The organism is Schaalia turicensis, from assembly GCF_019380255.1.
In the GTDB taxonomy this organism is placed as follows: domain Bacteria; phylum Actinomycetota; class Actinomycetes; order Actinomycetales; family Actinomycetaceae; genus Pauljensenia; species Pauljensenia turicensis_A.
The window spans coordinates 517,922-536,358 of sequence record NZ_CP048928.1 but is presented as its reverse complement, the minus strand read 5'-3'; the positions used below and the strand labels follow the sequence as shown (position 1 = coordinate 536,358).

General features: G+C 58.1%; 14 protein-coding genes. 5 read left to right on the top strand and 9 right to left on the bottom strand.

The annotated features are described in order from the left end of the window. Window positions 1–122: 122 nt before the first annotated feature. Window positions 123–1,307 carry a MalY/PatB family protein gene (locus G5S47_RS02270; protein ID WP_219585731.1) on the top strand — a complete coding sequence of 395 codons (1,185 nt, stop codon included), beginning with the start codon at window positions 123–125 and terminating at the stop codon, window positions 1,305–1,307. A gap of 114 nt (window positions 1,308–1,421) precedes the next feature. Here the strand turns inward: G5S47_RS02270 and G5S47_RS02265 are convergent, their stop codons facing one another. After that, window positions 1,422–2,201 (bottom strand): fumarylacetoacetate hydrolase family protein, encoded by a 780-nt coding sequence (locus tag G5S47_RS02265; RefSeq protein ID WP_219585730.1) that lies wholly within the window; start codon window positions 2,199–2,201, stop codon window positions 1,422–1,424. 382 nt (window positions 2,202–2,583) lie between these two features. Then, window positions 2,584–4,053: an alanine/glycine:cation symporter family protein gene (locus G5S47_RS02260; RefSeq protein ID WP_219585729.1), complete on the bottom strand. Its 1,470-nt coding sequence runs from the start codon at window positions 4,051–4,053 to the stop codon at window positions 2,584–2,586. A 266-nt stretch (window positions 4,054–4,319) separates the two neighbouring features. Here G5S47_RS02260 and G5S47_RS02255 point away from each other — a divergent pair, with 266 nt between their 5' ends. Further along, window positions 4,320–6,980, top strand: coding sequence for a DEAD/DEAH box helicase (locus tag G5S47_RS02255; RefSeq protein WP_219585728.1), 2,661 nt, complete (start codon window positions 4,320–4,322; stop codon window positions 6,978–6,980). Between the two features lie 202 nt (window positions 6,981–7,182). Here G5S47_RS02255 and ybaK read toward each other — a convergent pair whose 3' ends face one another. Further along, entirely contained in the window at window positions 7,183–7,695 is a 513-nt protein-coding gene (gene ybaK / locus G5S47_RS02250; RefSeq protein WP_219585727.1) for a Cys-tRNA(Pro) deacylase, read from the bottom strand. Between the two features lie 14 nt (window positions 7,696–7,709). Then, window positions 7,710–8,099, bottom strand: a complete 390-nt coding sequence (locus tag G5S47_RS02245) for a YccF domain-containing protein (protein ID WP_006681787.1) — start codon at window positions 8,097–8,099, stop codon at window positions 7,710–7,712. Window positions 8,100–8,238: 139 nt separating this feature from the next. Between G5S47_RS02245 and G5S47_RS02240 the strand changes: the two genes are divergently transcribed. Beyond that, window positions 8,239–8,934 carry a YggS family pyridoxal phosphate-dependent enzyme gene (locus G5S47_RS02240; RefSeq protein ID WP_219585726.1) on the top strand — a complete coding sequence of 232 codons (696 nt, stop codon included), beginning with the start codon at window positions 8,239–8,241 and terminating at the stop codon, window positions 8,932–8,934. A 179-nt stretch (window positions 8,935–9,113) separates the two neighbouring features. Here G5S47_RS02240 and lplAB read toward each other — a convergent pair whose 3' ends face one another. The 3 genes from lplAB to ilvD form a co-directional block, all read right to left on the bottom strand. Then, on the bottom strand, window positions 9,114–10,163 hold the full coding sequence (gene lplAB / locus G5S47_RS02235; RefSeq protein WP_103633508.1) for a lipoate-protein ligase LplAB: 1,050 nt from the start codon (window positions 10,161–10,163) through the stop codon (window positions 9,114–9,116). A 61-nt stretch (window positions 10,164–10,224) separates the two neighbouring features. Then, window positions 10,225–11,841, bottom strand: coding sequence for a citramalate synthase (gene cimA / locus G5S47_RS02230; protein ID WP_179370536.1), 1,617 nt, complete (start codon window positions 11,839–11,841; stop codon window positions 10,225–10,227). A gap of 124 nt (window positions 11,842–11,965) precedes the next feature. Further along, the gene (gene ilvD / locus G5S47_RS02225) at window positions 11,966–13,837 is read right to left on the bottom strand and encodes a dihydroxy-acid dehydratase (protein ID WP_179370537.1); all 1,872 of its coding nucleotides are present in this window, start codon (window positions 13,835–13,837) and stop codon (window positions 11,966–11,968) included. Window positions 13,838–14,023: 186 nt separating this feature from the next. On the opposite strand from ilvD, the gene G5S47_RS02220 reads away from it, so the two are divergent. After that, window positions 14,024–15,217 (top strand): cobalamin-independent methionine synthase II family protein, encoded by a 1,194-nt coding sequence (locus G5S47_RS02220; RefSeq protein ID WP_219585725.1) that lies wholly within the window; start codon window positions 14,024–14,026, stop codon window positions 15,215–15,217. A gap of 121 nt (window positions 15,218–15,338) precedes the next feature. Here G5S47_RS02220 and G5S47_RS02215 read toward each other — a convergent pair whose 3' ends face one another. Beyond that, entirely contained in the window at window positions 15,339–16,487 is a 1,149-nt protein-coding gene (locus tag G5S47_RS02215; protein ID WP_103633505.1) for a branched-chain amino acid aminotransferase, read from the bottom strand. Between the two features lie 108 nt (window positions 16,488–16,595). After that, window positions 16,596–17,654, bottom strand: coding sequence for a 3-isopropylmalate dehydrogenase (locus G5S47_RS02210; RefSeq protein ID WP_179370538.1), 1,059 nt, complete (start codon window positions 17,652–17,654; stop codon window positions 16,596–16,598). A gap of 207 nt (window positions 17,655–17,861) precedes the next feature. On the opposite strand from G5S47_RS02210, the gene G5S47_RS02205 reads away from it, so the two are divergent. Further along, the gene (locus G5S47_RS02205) at window positions 17,862–18,380 is read left to right on the top strand and encodes a DUF4282 domain-containing protein (protein WP_219585724.1); all 519 of its coding nucleotides are present in this window, start codon (window positions 17,862–17,864) and stop codon (window positions 18,378–18,380) included. Window positions 18,381–18,437 lie beyond the last annotated feature (57 nt).

The following is an 18,437-nucleotide window of genomic DNA, read 5'->3' as shown; positions in this document are numbered from 1 at the left end:
TCTTACTCGCCCCGGCGGGCAGTATTTTTCATCGGGGCTAGGCTTGTTCCCAATACGTCATTTTCTCGGCAGGCATCAGAGGGTATCGATGACTGCTTCGGCGACCCGATAAAGGAGCAATCGTGCCAATTCGTACTTTTACTGATGCTGAGCTTCATCGCGTGGGCTCGTTGAAATGGACGGGGATAACCCGTAAGGATGGCTCCCCCACGATCGGCGCGTGGGTTGCCGAGATGGATTTCGGTACTGCTCCCAGCGTCGCGAAGGCGATGACGGATTGCATCAATGATGGACTATTGGGCTACCAGCCGTCGTGGTTGGCACCGAAGCTTGCTGAAGCAACCGCCTCTTTCCAAAAGCGTCGTTTCGGCTGGGATCTGCGCCCGGACCAGGTTCGTCTAGTGACGTCCGTTCTCCCCGCATTGGAACTGACGATGACCAAGTTGATGCGCCCGGGTACGCCGGTGATCGTTCCGACGCCGGCTTATATGCCTTTCCTTTCAATGCCCACCGAGGCTGGCCACCCCGTTATCGAGGTTCCCTCCCTTCACGGCGATACTGCCGGTGACAAGGGGTGGGCGCTCGATCTGGAGGGCATCAAAACAGGTCTTGAGGCTGGAGCGGGCCTCGTGATTCTCTGCAACCCGTGGAATCCGACCGGCCGTGTTTTTGACGAAGCTGAACTTCGCGCGCTCGGCGAGCTGGTCAGCCAGTATGACGCTCTCGTGTTCAGCGACGAGATCCATTCTCCCCTGGTCCTCGACGAGGTTCCTTTCCTCTCCTACGCTCGTCTTGATCCGCGTTTTGCCGCGCACACGGTGACGGCGACCGCTGCGTCGAAGGGGTGGAATATCGCGGGGCTTCCGTCCGCTCAAGTGATTCTTCCCGACGAGGCGCTTCGTGAGCGCTGGGATGAGCAGGGTCAAAAACTGCATGTCCACGCTTCGACGATCGGCACTGTTGGCACGATCGAAGCCTACGAGAATGGTGTCGAGTGGCTCGACGAAGTCCGCGACTATATTCGCTTGAACGTCGATGCACTCGAGGCTGCGATCGCACACTCCCCCATTGATTTCGTTCGCCCGCAGGGCACGTACTTGTCGTGGTGGGGATTCGCGGGCTTGGGCCTGAATCCTTCACCTGCGATCGCTCTGCGCGAGCAAGCCGGAATCGCAGTCAATGACGGTAAGACTCTGGGCGCCGACTACGCCGATTGGGCGCGCATCAACCTGGCATGCTCGCACGAAACAATTGCGGAGATGATCGACCGCGTTCTCGCCTTGGTCGCGGGTGCACGTCTGGGCTGATTTTTAACCGGCTGGCTTTCTGGCGATTGACAGGGCCAAGCACCTAAAAACAGACCTGTGGGGAGCAGTTCATTGAACTGCTCCCCACAGGTCTAACAGGCAAAAGGGGCGCTACTATTCGGGGTCTCGAACCATGTTGCGAAGGGTGCCGATGCCTTCGATGGTGACCTCAACGGTTTGACCGGGTTTCATTTCGCTGACCCCCTTGGGGGTTCCGGTGATGATGACATCGCCGGGCAATAGCGTGAAGATCGACGACACGTAGGAGAGAAGTTCCGCAACAGTGTGGATCATGTTGGCGGTCGTATCGTCTTGGCGAACTTCGCCATCGACCGTGGTCGTGATCCGCAGGTTGTTGATATCCAAGTTCGGGTCAACGGTGATCCAGGGCCCCAGCGGGCAGGACGTGTCGAAGCCCTTTGCGCGAGTCCACTGCGAGTCGGCTCGCTGAATATCACGAGCGGTCACGTCGTTTGCAATGGTGTATCCAAGGATGACCTTGTCGACGTCCTCAACCGGAACATCCTTTGCCAGGGACTTAATAATGACTGCGAGCTCGCCTTCATGATGCAGTTCATCGCACCAGGACGGGCGAATGATCGGATCATCGGGGCCGATGACAGAGGTGTTCGGCTTCAAGAAGACGACCGGCATATCCGGGGCTTCGCCTCCCATTTCGCGCGCATGATCGGCGTAGTTCTTACCGATCGCAACGACCTTGGAACGCGGAATGACCGGAGAAAGCAAGCGAACTTCATCAAGCTCAACGATTCGCCCATCGGGCTCAACCGGATTGAACAGCGGGTCGCCCTTCAGGACAACGATTCGGGTTGAGCCATCTTCAAGGGCTCCATAACGTGGTGAGTCACCGTCAGAAAAACGCACGATCTTCATAGTCAAAGCCTAAACCGCGAGCGCCTTTTTGTCGGAACAGGGCGCACACGCTGGCAATGTTCAGGGCACCGTGTGGCCAGCAGAATATGCCACCGCGGAGGCAGGTTGTCCCCGAGGGCAAGTTTTGCGTGGCGCGTTGGCCCCGCCGACGTAGTCGGTGGAATCCACACAACACGCAATTGTCTGAACGTGAGGGGATTGCCTACAAAGCGGTGGCGATCTCGTCGATCTGAAGGTGAACAGTGTGGTAAAACGCCGGTGCCTCGGGCATGAGCCCGGAGCACCGGCGTTGAGTCAGGATGGCTTTCTGATGGGCTTCGTCAATACGAAGCCGTTTCAGCAAGCAACTTCGAAGGCGGACGGGAAGTCCAATCGCGCGGCATCAGGAGACTTTTTCCTCGGCCCAGGTGTCGGTCGGCAGATCGCCGGGAAGTAGCGGATTGTCCGTGCCGACGAAAACGGGGATCTCGACGCCGGCCTTGCGCTGAGCTTCGTAGTCGCGCAGGGCACCCAGGCCCCACTTCGAGAGCCAGAGCAGGGCGATCAGGTTGGTGACGGTCATGATGGCCATCGCAATATCGACGGCGTTCCAGACCAGGTCTAGCGAGACCAGCGCACCGAGGACAACGGACCCGACGGAGATAACGCGAACAGTCCAGGTTGCCCACTTCTTGCCGGTCACGAACGTCATGTTCGTTTCGGAGTAGACGTATGCGGCGATGATCGACGAGTACGCGAGGACGAAGATGAGGACGGCCATCGGCATGATGGTCCATTGACCGAGCTCGTTCGCGACGGCCACGGAGGTCAGGTTTGCGGGACTGATACCCTCGGCTCCCCAGACATCCGGGCCTGCGATCAGGATGACGAACGCGGTGGCGGTACACACGATGACCGTATCGATGAAAACGCCGAGGGACTGAATGAGCCCCTGGGACACGGGGTGCGCAACAGTCGCGGTTGCAGCGGCGTTCGGGGCAGTGCCCTGGCCGGCTTCGTTCGAGAAGAGGCCTCGCTTCGTGCCGTTGATCAGGGCGGCGAGAATGCCACCACCGAGGCCACCAACGAGTGGCTGGGGCGCGAATGCGGAGGAGAAGATCTGGCCGAGGACGGCTCCGAACTGGCCGATGTTCATGATGACGATGATCGCGACCATGATGACGTAGATCGTGGCCATGATCGGGGCCATCCATTCGGTCACGCGGGCGACGGTGCGGATACCGCCGAAGATGACCATGGAGGAGAAGACGAACAGCAGGGCACCGATGATGATCTGTGCCCGGGTGAGTGAAGCGATGACGGGCTCAGAGCCGGCGTCACCAAGTGCAGAGAGCAGGGTTCCTGCGATGGCGTTCGACTGGACGGAGGTGATGACGAATGCGCAGGTGACAACGGTGATGACAGCGAAGACTGAGGCAAGTACCTTGTTCTTCATACCGAGCGAAATGTAGTACGCGGGACCGCCACGGAATGTGCCGTCAGCAACGCGGACTTTGAAGACCTGCGCGAGCGTTGCCTCGAAGAATGCGGTCGCCATCCCGACGAGGGCGACGATCCACATCCAGAAAATTGCGCCCGGACCACCCATCAGCAAAGCTGCTGCCACGCCGAACACGTTGCCGACGCCGACGCGGGCGGCGAGCGAAATCGTGAACGCCTGGAAGGACGAGATGCCGCCCTTCGCGCCTTGACGCGAGCCGGTGACAGCGCGAATCATCGACGGGAAATGCCTCAGTTGCACACCACGAGAAGCGATGGTCAGGAAAAGGCCGGTGCCAACGAGAACCCAGACTGTCACGTGTAACGTGAGCCAGTCTGCGACCGCCAGAATCTGATTTGCAAGGTCTTCCACGTCGCACTCCTTTCTTGTCCACCACTGTGGTGGGTTACGGCTAACGGGACGCGCTAAGCATGGCACATGATCTGCTTTCCCCGTTTTTCGATCCACAACGTGACCACTTGGGTGCACTTCCAGTTGGCGGTCGGGGTACGAGGCTCATCGTTGAACGCGTTTCCTTAAACAGGCAGTTATTCACAGGCTCACATCGCCTGTCCCTTCTATCCAAACATTTAATAACGAGCGTTTGGGGGCAGTCGTCTTTCTGGGACAATGGGACCATGACAGCGAGCTTGAATGAACTTCTGGACCAGTTGGAAGACGATGGCCTGTTGAAGGATCCTGATGCGCTCTACGAAGCGTTTACTTCGTGGGCGGCCTCAACGGGCAGGCCACTGTATCCGCATCAGGAAGAGTCGTTCCTTGAGCTCCTCGACGGGAAGCACATTATTGCTGCAACCCCAACTGGGTCGGGCAAGTCGATGATCGCGTTGGCCGCGCACTTCGTGTCGATGGCGAATGGTGGGCGCTCGTATTACACAGCACCTCTGAAGGCTCTTGTTTCAGAGAAGTTCTTCGATCTGGTCGCACTTTTTGGTGCGCAGAACGTTGGCATGGTGACGGGCGACGTGTCCCTCAATCCTCTGGCGCCGATTATCTGCTGCACGGCTGAAATCTTGGCGAATCAGTCTCTGCGTGAAGGCCCATCCTTGGATGCGGACATGATCGTGATGGATGAGTTCCACTATTACGGGGATCCGCAGCGAGGATCAGCATGGCAGATTCCCCTGCTGGAGCTCACGAAACCTCAGTTTGTCGCGATGTCTGCGACACTTGGTGACACCGCGTTCTTCCGTCGTACGTGGCAGGAACGCACCGGACGCGAGGTCGCGTTAATTGATAATGCGAAGCGCCCGGTTCCTCTTGAATTTGAATATGTTGTCGATCGTTTGGATGACACGGTCGAGCGCCTGTTCAACGAGGGCCGCTGGCCGGTCTACATCGTGCATTTTTCTCAGAAAGATGCCGTTTCAACTGCGCAATCATTTAATAAGCGCACGTTGATCAGCGATGACCAAAAGAAGAAGATCAACGCCGAGCTTGCAACCGTGAGCTTTGCGAAGGGATTCGGTCAGACTCTGCGGTCTCTACTCACCCAGGGAATTGGTGTTCACCATGCCGGTATGCTCCCCCGCTATCGCCGACTGGTTGAACGCCTCACACAGCAGGGCTTGCTCCCCATCGTGTGCGGAACTGACACTCTTGGTGTTGGTATCAACGTGCCCATTCGCACGGTGTTGTTGACGTCATTGGTGAAGTTCGATGGCAACAAGATGCGTCACCTATCAGCACGTGAATTCCATCAAATTGCTGGTCGTGCAGGTCGCGCTGGCTTCGACACCGTCGGCTATGTGCGTGTTCTTGCTCCTGAGCATGAGATTGAGGCTGCCCGCGAGCGCGCGAAGCTCAGTGCGGCCCAGGAAGCGGCTCGCGACGTGCGTGAGTTGAAGCGCGCCCAGAAGAAGCATGCGAAGAAGAGTAAGGGTCCTGGCGACGGAACGATCTCGTGGACAAAGGCGACGTTCACGCGTTTGACGCAAGAGCAGCCCGAACAGTTGCGTTCACAGTTCTCAATGACGCACTCGATGGTCTTGAATGTTCTTGCCGGAGCGGAAGTTGCAGGGCGTGATCCTGGAGCCCATTTGGTGGAGCTGGCCGTGGGCAACGATGACCGTTCCCAGGACTCGAACCCACATCTTCGCCGCTTGGGCGACATCTACTCCTCGTTGTTGCAGGCGGGCGTAGTCGAGCACGTCTCTACCGCTCAAGCGTTGAAGGAACATCGTCCCAGGCTCCGTGCGGCAACTGATTTGCCCGATGATTTTGCATTGAATCAGCCCCTGTCGCCGTTTGCACTTGCTGCGATTGAACTCTTGGATCCTGACTCGCCGTCATATGCGCTTGATGTTCTGTCCGTTGTGGAATCGGTTCTCGATGATCCTCGTCCACTGCTCTTTGCCCAGCGTTCTGTAGCCAAGGGTGAGGCCGTCGCCGCGATGAAGGCCGAGGGCATGGAGTATGACGAACGTATGGAAGCATTGGAATCGGTAACGTGGCCGATGCCGTTGGCTCATCTGTTGGAGTCGGCGTTCGCAACCTATGTGAAGGCGAATCCTTGGATCGGGAATCTTGAGATTTCTCCAAAGTCAGTTGTCCGTGAGATGGTTGAGAACGCGATGACATTCACGGAGCTTGTTTCCCGTTACGACGTGGGACGTTCCGAGGGCGTGCTGTTGCGTTATTTGACGGATGCATATCGTGGCATGAAGCAGATTATTCCCGATGATGCGATGACGGACGAGGTCGAGGCGATCATCGATTGGCTGGCTTGCCTGATTCGTGCGGTTGACTCCTCCTTGTTGGACGAGTGGGAGGCATTGGCTGAAGGCAAGGCCTCGAATTCTGCTACACAGACGGTTGGAAACGAGGTTGCGTTCGGCGCTGACGAGGACGGAACGATCGCGTTTACGACGAACAAGCATGCATTCCGTACGGCAGTGCGTAAGGCGATGTTCCATCGTGTAGAACTGATGAGCCGCGACGCGGTTGAGGCTCTGGCGCGCGAGGACGCCGATTCCGGGTGGGATGAAGAACGTTGGGATCACGTGTTGGAGCGCTACTGGGCAGAGTATGACTGGATCGGGATCGATCAGGAAGCCCGGTCGGCCTCATTGTGCGAATTGAATGAGCACCCTTCCCCCGCAGATCTTGAGGTTGCTGGCGCCGAGGCGGACGGTGACCACACGTATTGGTTGGCGACTCAGACACTGCTTGATCCGAATGGCGATGGCGACTGGCACCTCGTCGCCCTGATCGACCTTGTTGAATCCGATCGCCAAGACGGAGTCGCGCTGACCCTACTGTCCGTAGGCCCGCACTAAGAAGTTCACCGGCAAGCTCAAGAGCCTCGATGCGATTCACCTTGCAACAGCTTCGATCCTGACAAGTCCCACTACTCAGATCACTTTCTGCACGAATGATCTGAAGCTTGCTCGGGCAGCAGAAAAGAGAGAGTTTCCTATCGCAAGCCTGCTTCAGGGTTTTCATCTCTAACGGCTCAGCAGACGCCGGGCCTGTATTCACCTAGTCGATCGCAGTCAGCGGAACACATTCGGCGCCTGACACATCGATAAAGTCCAGCGGGCTCAACTCCACCGAATAGCCGCGCCTACCACCTGACACGATCATCGTGTCATGGTCCAAACAGGACTCATCAACAAATAAACGGTGCGAAGTCGTCTGTCCCAGCGGAGAAATCCCGCCCACCACGTATCCCGTACGACGCTGCGCGACAGCAGGATCCGCCATCTCAGCGTTCTTCGCACCCGCAGCCTTCGCGATCAGCTTCATCGACAGATGATGAAGAACCGGGATAATCCCGACAACGAACTCGCCGGTATTCAGTTTAACCATCAGCGTTTTAAATGCAGTCGCCGGATTAACACCGAGCTTCTCAACCGTTTCACCACCATACGTGCGAGCTTCGGGCGAATGCTCGTATTCGTGCAAGGTGAAGAAAATCCCGGCCTTATTCAATGCTTCAATCGCACGAGTCGGACCCGACGGCGAACTCGAATTCGCTTTCTTTTTCCCCACTTGGATGCACCTGCTCAGATGATTACTGCGCGCGGATCAGAAACCACAGTCTTTCCGAACGGGAAGCACGTCACCGGAATCATCTTCAGATTCGCAAGCGCCACCGGAATACCGACGATCGTCACGGCTTGCGCAACAGCTGTTGCTACGTGCCCCATTGCGAGCCAGAGTCCAGCGATCAGGAACCAGACGACGTTCATCAGAGTCGACCCCGCGCCCGCATGTGGCAGAGGCACAACACTACGCCCGAACGGCCAGAGCACGTACTGTGCGATACGGAAGCACGCCAGGCCAGCCGGGATCGTCACAATGAAAACGCACGCGATGATGCCGGCCAGCAGGTATCCCAGCCAAAGCCAGATGCCACCGAAGAGTAGCCAAATGATGTTGAGCAGCGTGCGCACGAAGTCTCCTTGAAGTCGTTGGTGAAGCTGCATCAATTATCTCGCATGCGCGTTGGGCGCGCTCTTCGAAAGCCAGTTGTTCAGAGCAAGTCAGGGATTATTCAGGGGGTACGAGGCCGGACTGCCGTACGATTCACCTATGAACATTCAGGCGGGAATTCAGCACGCGTTGGAACGGATTGAGGTTGCGCGCACCCAGTATGGGGCATCGCAAAAAGTTGCGCTCGAGCTTGCCGTGAAGACGCGATCCGCCGAGGAATGCGCGCAAGCGGCACGGCTGTTGAAAGACCTTGGGCAGCCGATCTTGCTTGGCCACAATCGCGTTCAGGAAGCCCGAGATACCGTCGATGCTATCCGTAGCGTCGAAGGCTCTCACGTGCACTTGATCGGACCACTGCAATCGAACAAGATCAATCAAGCGTTGGCGTGCGTCGATCTGATTGAATCCCTCGATTCTGTAGCGCTCGCCGCGAAGATCGACCAGCGTCTTTCCACTTCCCTGCCGGTTTTCATCGAGGTCAACGTGTCCGGTGAAGACACGAAACACGGGTGCCAGCCGGCAGGCGTTGATTCTGTCGTTGAGGCAGTCGTGAGGTCAGAACACTTGAAGCTCAGTGGCTTCATGACAGTTGGGCTGAATTCCCCTGTCGAGGCTGATGTTCGCTCCGCGTACGCACTGCTTCGCAAGATCCGAGATCGAATCAGGGTCTCGTACGCGATGAGCAAGCTGGAACTGTCGATGGGAATGTCGAATGATCTTCACTGGGCGATCGCCGAAGGCGCAACAATCGTCCGCGTCGGCACCGCCGTTTTCGGGGCGCGTAACCTGGGCTAGATGCAAAACTGGGACATGAGCATGACGCGTGTCTATCTCACCCTTGATCTGATTCGAGAAGTCGGCGGAGAACGGAGTTTCCTACGAGGAATTGAGTACGTCTCTCAGCTCTCAATAATCACTGGCTCTTGACAACATCCTCGCGACTGAGACAAGCCGCGGGGATCAGCTCTGACCAATCACGGAATGCGGTGCACCCACTCGTAGGTCGCGAACTTCGTTTCGCACCGTTCCTTCGCACGCTGGATGTCGGCTTCAGTGATTTCACCGTCAGTAGCGTTGTACTTCGTCTTGAAATGGTCGTAGAAGGTGTCGAGGATCTGCTCGCGTGGCAGACCGATCTGGGAGCGCATCGGGTCAACACGCTTGACAGCGCTACGGGTTCCTTTGTCGCGGATCTTTTCCATGCCGATGCGCAGAACCTCGTTCATCTTCACTGCGTCGATGTCGTAGGCCATTGTCACGTGGTGAACCATGTAGCCGTTTGACCAGCGCTTTTGTGCTGCACCGCCGATCTTGCCCGCTTCGGACGCAATGTCATTCAGCGGAATGTACTTCGCCTTCACGCCTAGCTTTGCCAGGACTTCCATGACCCACTGGTCCAGGAAAGGGTATGACTGTTCGAAACTCATTCCTTCAACCAGAGCGGTCGGAATAACCAGCGAGTACGTGACGCAGTTGCCGGGCTCCATGAACATAGCGCCGCCGCCGGTGACGCGACGGGACACGGTAATGCCGTAGCGTTCGACGCCATCCTGCTGGATCTCGTTCTGGTAGGACTGGAAGGAACCGATGACAACCTGCGGGCCGTTCCATTCCCAGAGTCGCATGAACGGCTTACGGCGACCAGCCGCAACATCTTCGACCAGGGTCTCGTCCATGGCAACGTTAATCATCGGGTCGACAACGGGACCGTGAATGACCTCGAAATCGATGTCATCCCAAGAGAGCGCATGTCCCAGAGCACGACGAACGGCCACGCCAACAGCGGCGGGCGTAACACCCATGAGAACGTCATCGGGATCCAGGCCAGCTTCAACGCGCGATGCGATCTCAACACCCGACAGTGATGCGGGGGCACCTTCAAGCGCGCCCGTCATACGCAGTAGCGCATCATCGGGGTCAAGGAAGAAGTCGCCAGAGAGGCGCACATTCACTATCGAGTCGTTTTCCACGTCGCAGTCAACAACGACGAGCTTGCCACCGGGAACTTTGTACTCTCCATGCATGGCTTAATTGTCCTCCGCCACGCCCCGCAATGCGAATCGTGCCAGCGTTTTCAGCTGAAGTTCACTCACGCAACAGTGGCGCCACGCCCGAATGCAACAGCCCCCACATGTAGGCGTCGAAGAGTGCTTCCCACGAGGCCTCGATAATATCCGTACCGATACCAACGGTCGACCAGGAGCGGTGTCCGTCAGTGGTTTCAATCAGAACGCGAATCGTGGAGTCGGTGCCCGCACGATCCTCGTCCAGAATACGCACCTTGAAGTCGGAGAGCTTGAAGCTCGCGCACACCGGGTAATCGCGAGTCAATACGTGACGGAGTGCCCGGTCGAGAGCATTCACAGGCCCATTTCCTTCGGCCGTTCGAATGTGACGGCGTTCCGTGTGAATCTTGACGGTTGCTTCCGATTCGGCGAAGGGATCGCCCTTGACTTCGGCGATTTCCTGAGTCGTCACCTTCCAGGACTCGACGCGGACGAAGCGTGGCATCTGCCCAAGTTCGCCCAGCGCCAGCAGTTCGAAAGAAGCGTCGGCAGCATCGTAGGTGTAGCCGGCAGCTTCGCGTTCCTTCACCTTTGCCGCCAGCACGCCCGCGGCATTCGGAAGAGCAGTCAGGTCGATGCCGAGTTCCTCAGCCTTCAGCTCGATTGAGGACTTTCCAGCCATTTCGGATACCAGCATCCGCATGCCGTTCCCTACCAGGGAGGGATCGATGTGCTGGTACAGATCGGGATCGACGCGGATCGCGGATGCGTGCAGGCCAGCCTTGTGTGCGAATGCCGAGGTTCCAACGTAGGGGTCGCGCGCGAACGGCGTGATGTTCACGAGCTCCGCAATGCGGTGGGACACGGAGTCCAGCGACGAGAGCGCATCGTCCGGGATCACATCAAAACCACACTTGATCTGCAGGTTCGCCGCACACGTTAGCAGGTTCGCATTACCGGTGCGTTCACCGTAGCCGTTGACTGTACCCTGGACCTGACGCGCCCCCGCTTCCACGGCAGCAATGGTGTTCGCTACCGCGCACCCGGTGTCGTTGTGAGCGTGAATGCCGAGCACCGTTAAACCGCACCCGGCCTCATCCAAAGCTTGACGCGAACGCGCCGTCAGCGCACCGATAGTCGACGGCAGGTTTCCACCGTTCGTGTCGCACGGAATAACTGCGACGGCTCCAGCGCGCGCGGCCTCGAGCATCACTTCAATTCCATATGAAGGATCGAATGCGAGCCCGTCGAAGTAGTGCTCCAGATCGACCATGACGTCGATACCTTCGCCCGTCAGGTATTCGACGGTGTCACGCACCATGCGCAGGTTTTCTTCGAGCGTTGTTCGTAGCGCACGCGTCACATGGCGAGGATCCGACTTCGCAACCAGCGTGACGACCGATGCGCCTGATTCAGCAAGCCCAGCAACCTGGCGATCCTCGGATGCCCGAACGCCGGCTTTCGTGGTGGCACCAAAGGCTGCAAGGCGCGCGTGACGCAACTGGATACCGCGAGCACGCTGGAAGAACTGCGTATCTTTCGGAATCGCGCCCGGCCATCCGCCTTCGATGTAGTCGACGCCCAGCTCGTCCACAATGGGTAGTGCTGCGAGCTTGTCAGCGACGGACAGGGAAATGCCCTCCTGTTGGGCTCCGTCGCGCAAGGTCGTGTCGTACAGGGCAACGTGTTCGCTCATTGCCAGCTCCCTCGAGTTCAGCGCGTGTGCGCTTTGGTCTGGTCAGGTCGTGTTGGGCTAACCGTTCAGATATGGGTGGGTGGCCTCATCACAATCGACGAGGCCGCGACCACTGATTCAACGTTCAACGGAGGACGCGCGCGACGTCGCGCGCTGCGCCCTTCGATGCGCTCATTGCCGTTGCGGCGTAGAGCTGCAGTGCGGGTGAGACAACGCGGTCACGGTTCAGCGGAGTCCACGGGTGTTCGCGTGCTTCCTGAGCGGCGCGACGGCGTTCGATTTCCTCTTCGGGGACATCGAGCTGCAGAAGACCCTCGTTCACGTCGATGATGATCGGATCGCCGTCTTCGATCAGGCCGATAAGACCACCGTCAGCAGCCTCAGGCGAAATGTGTCCAACGGAGATGCCAGACGTGCCGCCGGAGAAACGACCGTCGGTGATGAGGGCGCAGGCTTTACCAAGGCCTCGTCCCTTGATAAAGGAGGTCGGGTAGAGCATTTCCTGCATGCCCGGCCCCCCTGCGGGCCCCTCGTAGCGAATGACAACAACGTCGCCAGCTTCGACGGTCTTGTCGAGGATCTTTTCGATGGCTTCGTCCTGGGATTCCATGACGCGCGCTCGGCCTTCGAAGTGGAAGAGAGACGGGTCAATACCGGCTGCCTTGATGATGGCGCCTTCGGGGGCAAGGTTGCCGAAGAGAACGGTCAGGCCACCGTTTGCGGTGTAGGCGTGCTCGATATCGCGGACGCAACCATTTTCCTGATCGAGGTCGAGTTCAGCCCACTTATTCGAGGTAGAGAACGGTTCGGTGGTGCGCACGTTTCCAGGCGCAGCCTTCCAAAGTTCGATCGCTTCGTCGGTGACGGTAGGCGACTTCGGATCCCATGCTCCCAGCCACTCGTCCAGCGACGGCGAGTGGATGGTGTGGACGGTGTGGGTGAGGAACCCACCACGGTCAAGTTCACCAAGAATGCGCGGAATACCGCCTGCTCGGTGGACATCTTCCATGTGGTAGTCGTTGTGGTTCGGTGCAACCTTGGACAGGCACGGGACGGTGCGTCCCAGTTCTGCGATGTCTTCGAGGTCGAAGTCAATTCCGCCTTCGTGCGCAACTGCCAGCAGGTGCAGGACGGTGTTCGAGGATCCTCCCATCGCCATATCCAGTGTCATCGCGTTGTGGAAGGCATCCTTGTTCGCGATGTTACGAGGCAGGACGGAATCATCTTCCTCGTCGTAGTAGCGGTGGCAGAGGTCAACGACCATTTCGCCTGCGCGCACGAACAGGTCGCGGCGAGCAACCTGGGTGGCGAGGGTTGAGCCGTTACCGGGCAACGACAGGCCAAGGGCCTCGGTCAGACAGTTCATCGAGTTCGCGGTGAACATGCCAGAGCAGGAACCACAGGTCGGGCAAGCAAGCTTCTCGATGGCGAGCAGCGCATCGTCGGAAACCTCGTCGTTCGCCGTCGCATTCATAACGGTGATGAGGTTGCCGTGGCCGGTCTTTGCGTCGCCAATGATCACGGACGGATCGATGTTCTTGCCAGCTTCCATCGGGCCGCCGGAGACGAAAACAACGGGGATGTTAAGGCGCATCGCAGCGATCAACATGCCGGGCGTGATCTTGTCACAGTTGGAGATGCAGACCATGGCGTCCGCACAGTGGGCATTCACCATGTATTCAACGGAGTCGGAGATGACCTCGCGGCTGGGGAGCGAGTAGAGCATGCCACCATGGCCCATCGCAATACCATCATCGACGGCAATCGTGTTCATTTCCTTGGCAACGCCGCCAGCTTCAACGATTGCGTCAGCGACAAGCTTGCCAACGTTACGAAGGTGGACGTGTCCAGGCACAAATTCGGTGAACGAGTTAACGACGGCAATAATCGGCTTCCCGAAGTCGCTATCTCTCATACCCGTCGCGCGCCAGAGCGCACGGGCACCAGCCATATTGCGGCCCTGCGTTGAAGTCGCGGAGCGAAGCTGCCTGCTCATGAGCGTCCTCCCAGTAATTAGGTAATGCGTTAAGCCTAAGAGGATTGGTTGACGCGCGTCCGACGAGGTCATTGAGTGAACAGACAGTTTGTCACATTCGCCTACCCAATGGACGCCTCGGCCTACGCCTCGTACCCAAAACGTAATCTTTCGCTCAAGACGCGGTCGCTAGAAAGGATTACCGACGTGACTATCCGTACAACCCATGTGGGTTCACTCCCCCGCACACCCAAACTTGTCGACGCGAACTGGAAGCGCGCAAAGGGTGAGCTCTCCGACGCTGAGTTTGCTCTGATTCTTCAGGAAGAAGCAAACAAGGTTATTGCCAAGCAGGTTGAGCTCGGCATTTCGGTCGTTAACGATGGCGAGTACGGTCATGCGATGCTCGACACAGTCGACTACGGCGCATGGTGGACCTACTCCTTCTCCCGTTTCGGTGGTCTGACCGCTGAAGAGACCGCTCGTTTCGATATGCGTCCTCCGGCAGGCCGCGAAGGTCGCATTTCATACTCTTCCTTCGCAGAGCGCCGAGACTGGCAACGTTTCCAAGACGCCTACTCCGATCCGGATTCCGGTATCCACATTGCGAATAAGAATCCCGTTGTCTTCCCGACGATCACATCGGAACTCACCTACATTGGCACCGACGCTGTCAACGCCGATATTGCCGGTACGAAAGCAGCCCTCGAAGCTGTTGGAAAGTCCGTGAAGGATGGCTTCATCGCCGCTATCTCCCCCGGCTCTGCTGCCCGCGTCGCCAACGCCTTCTATGAAGATGACGAGGCCGTCGTGTGGGCACTCGCTGATGTTCTTCGCGAGGAATACAAGCGCATCACCGACTCAGGCCTGACCGTTCAGATCGACGCTCCGGATATTGCCGAGGGCTGGGACCAGTTCGCTGTTGCCCCTTCACTCGAGGAGTACCGCGCTTTCCAGCAAGTCCGTATCGATGCTCTGAACCACGCACTTGCAGGTATCGATCCCGAGCTCATCCGTTTCCACGTCTGCTGGGGTTCCTGGCACGGCCCGCACACCACGGACATCCCGTTCAAGGACATCGTCGACCTCGCTCTTGCAGTGAACGCCAATGGCCTGACCTTCGAGGCAGCGAATGCGCGCCACGCTCACGAGTGGACAATCTGGAAGGACATCGAGCTTCCTGAAGGAAAGTACCTGATCCCGGGCGTTGTATCTCACTCCACAAACGTTGTCGAGCACCCCGAATTGGTTGCCCAGCGTATCCACCAGTTCACCGACATCGTCGGCAAGGAACGCGTTGTCGCATCGACCGACTGCGGCCTGGGTGGCCGCGTCTACCCGTCGATCGCATGGGCAAAGCTCGAATCACTGACTGAAGGTGCACGCCTGGCTGATCAGTGATCCAACTCCGCCCCTCACAAGGCTTTAGGGCTGTGGGACTCAGTCCCACAGCCCAGTCTTGTATATGGAGGCGGCCTCGTCGATAAAAATCAACGAGGCCTCTACGTTAAAAACGTGAAAGTCAAGCGAGACGGTAGAGCCAGTTGTACGGATCCGGACGGTGACCCATCTGGATACCGGTCAGCTCAGCGTGGATAGCCTTCGTCTTTTCACCAACGGGGAGCTCCACATCGAAGTCATCATTCGCAAGGCGAGTAATCGGCGTGATGACGGCGGCCGTGCCACACGCGAAGATCTCCGAAACAGCGCCGGAGCGGATGCCCGCAACCAGTTCGTCCAGAGCGATCTTTTCTTCACGAACCTCGGTTCCCTGCTCGCGCAACATACGGCAGATTGCAGAACGCGTACCACCCTCAAGGATGACACCGGACAGTTCGGGCGTACGGATCGTGCCGTCAGCCATGACGACGAACATGTTCATGCCACCGAGCTCTTCGAGATACTTTTCCTCGTAGGTGTCCAGGAAGCAGACCTGCGAGAAGCCCTTTTCAGCAGCGACTTCCTGCGGCATCAGGGACGCAGCGTAGTTGCCACCCGCCTTCGCAGCACCGGTGCCACCCGGGCCAGCGCGGTGATAGCCCTTCACGACCCAGATCGGAACACCGGTGAGGCCGGACTTGAAGTACGGGCCGGACGGCGAGCCGATCACGTAGTAGTCGACAACCTGGGCGGCGTGGACGCCCACAAATGCCTCGGAGGCGAACATGAACGGGCGAAGGTAGAGGCTGGTGCCATCGCCTTCGGGAACCCACTTTGAATCCGCGCGAACGTAGTCAACCAGGGAAGCGACAAAGTCTTCGCGATCCATCTCGGGCAGAGCCAGACGACGAGCCGAGTGGTTGATGCGCGCCGCATTGAAAGTCGGGCGGAAGGTCCAGATCGACCCGTCATCGTGACGGTACGCCTTGATGCCTTCAAACACGGACTGCGAGTAGTGCAGAACCGCAGCACCCGGCGTGAGATCCAGCGGACCGTAAGGAATCACACCACGATCCGTCCAACCTTCACCCTTGATCCAGCGCATGTGGGCCATGTGATCGGTGAACTGACAGCCGAAGGTCAGATCATTCATCACCGCGTCGTATTCTGCCTGCGACGCAGGATTCGGGTTGACGGTAAGAGGGAAACGACCTGCAAGCTCGTCACCGGATCCAATCGGCTGAGCAGCCAAGGATTCCAGCTGAGTAGGCACATGCTCTTGGATCGCCATTATTTCTCCTCTTCGTAGGCGTTACGTCCAGGATATGTGTGGATACGACGATACTCGCCAAGGTTCCGTCATGTGAACCTAGGCGAGCATCAGTCGGTGAGAATACGCTCAGGCAAGTGCCACGCAGATCGCGTCTCCGATTTCGGAGGTGGAGCGAACCAGCGGAGCGCCTGCCTTATCGGCGGCAGCGCGGTCGGCCATGTCCTTTTCGATGGCGGCTTCCACCTTGGCTGCCAGTTCCGGCTTGCCAATATGGTCAAGCAGCAGTGCGACCGAGGAGATCGTTGCAGTCGGATCAGCCTTGCCCTGGCCTGCAATGTCGGGCGCAGAGCCGTGGACGGGCTCAAACATCGACGGGAATGCGCCGTCGGGGTTGATATTGCCCGATGCGGCCAGGCCGATGCCACCGGTGACTGCGCCCGCTTCGTCGGTGAGGATGTCGCCGAACAGGTTGTCGGTGACGATCACGTCAAAGCGTTGCGGGTCGGTGACCATGTAGATCGTGGCCGCGTCAACGTGGCAGTAGTCGACGGCGACGTCAGGGTATTCGGCTCCGACGGCTTCGACTGTGCGACGCCAGAGGTGTCCGGCGTTCACGAGGACATTGTGTTTGTGCACCAAAGTAAGTTTTTTACGAGGCCGAGCGTTGGCCTTTTCAAACGCGTAGCGTACAACGCGCTCAACACCGAAAGCAGTGTTGACTGAAACCTCGGTTGCGATCTCGTGCGGGGTGCCGACGCGGACGGCACCGCCGTTGCCACAGTAGAGGCCCTCCGTGCCTTCACGGACAACAACGAAGTCTGTGTTGTCGGGAATGCGTAGCGGCGAGGCAACGCCTTCGTAGTACTTCGAGGGACGAAGGTTCACGTAGTGATCGAGAGCGAAGCGGAGCTTCAGCAACAGACCGCGCTCAAGGACACCGGAGGGAACCGACGGGTCACCAACAGCACCCAGAAGGATGACGTCGTTTCCCCTGATTGCTTCAAGATCTTCGTCGGTCAGGGTGTCACCGGTGCGGTGCCAGCGGTCAGCGCCCAGATCGAACTGAGTCGTTTCAAGTTCCAGGTCGGAACCTTCAAGGACCTTGGTCAGAACCTTCAGGCCTTCGGGAACAACCTCTTTACCGATACCGTCGCCGGGAATAACTGCAAGCTTCAAAGTCGTCATAGCTCAATTGTGGGTACTCCCCTGTGTGGGCATTCAGAGCGTCCACCAACTGGTCTGCCTGCTCTAGGTACCACCTGTTTGACGACAGCACTCAGCTAATCGCTACCCCTCCCCTTGAAGGTCGGAGATGCCATAAACTACGAGATACATACTCGATAAGCGTCAACGCTTATCTGTATCCTCATCGACACTGTAAGGAAACATCCCATGTCCAACCCGTACGCACCCCAAGATCCGAACGCTGCGAACGATATGCCTCTCCCGCCGCCGGCCCCTCCGGTAGCTCCTTCTGCCCAGTCGACGACTCAGATGCCGACGTACACCACCGGTCAGATGCCGACTGTTCCGGCACAACAGGCAAATCCGTATGCAATGGCCCAGCCTGCTCCTGTGCCTCAAGCTACTTCCGCTACTGCCCAGGCTGGCATCGGTTTTATCAGGGCTCTTTTTGATTTCTCCTTCAGCCACTACGTGACGCTGGGGTTTATGAAGTTCATTTACATCATCAGCCTCGGCCTCATCGCCCTGTCGTGGTTTGTGAGCATGATTGCCGCTTTTAGCGCTGATGCAACAGCTGGCTTCATCGTACTTCTGTTCGGATGGATCGTTGCCCTTGCGGTTCTGATTGGAGTCCGTCTGGGACTTGAGCGTGCGGTTGCTATGATTCGTACGGCTCAGAACACCACGTTGATCTATGAAGCTATGCAGAAGAACGCCGATAAGTGATCGGTTTTTCTTTGCTCAGCTGAATACGGGTGTGGCCCCGACCAGTTGGTCGGGGCC